The organism is Aromatoleum evansii, assembly GCF_012910805.1.
Taxonomy (GTDB): Bacteria; Pseudomonadota; Gammaproteobacteria; order Burkholderiales; family Rhodocyclaceae; genus Aromatoleum; species Aromatoleum evansii.
The window spans coordinates 1-430 of sequence record NZ_WTVK01000245.1; the positions used below are offsets into that span (position 1 = coordinate 1).

Annotated in this window: 1 protein-coding gene; it reads right to left on the bottom strand. The window is 67.7% G+C overall.

The genetic code is table 11. The features are described 5' to 3' along the window. On the bottom strand, nt 1-430 hold a 430-nt coding region (locus GO615_RS28140), incomplete at both ends, for a hypothetical protein (protein ID WP_211167436.1).

Below are 430 nucleotides of genomic sequence, written 5' to 3' on the forward strand. Positions count from 1 at the left end.
CCCGAGGGCGTAGAGGGTGAAGTAGCGCACCGTTTCGGCGCAACCGAGGATGTCTTCGAGGTAGCGCCGATGCGGATAGTCCTGCAAGGTTTCTGGAGCGACGTAGAGGAATACCGGCTTGCCGTCGATGCGGTCGCGGAACTTGAAGCGGAAGCCCTGCGGCCGGCTCGGCGCACCGTAGCGCCGGACCAGGTCGGCGCCGCCGTAGAATACCTTGCCGGCGCTGCCCGGGGTGGCATAGCCGATGTGCTGGAAATAGGCGCGCAGCGCTATCCGGCCGAGGCCGCTGATGCGGATGTCCAGTTGCTTGAACTCTTCCGCCGGCAGCTCGGCGCGGGCCTGGCGGAAGGTGTCGACGAGCAGTTCGAAATCGCGGGTGCGCCGTGGCCGTTGCGTTCTCTGCCGAGGCGCGGCGGGAGCGTCGGTGCGC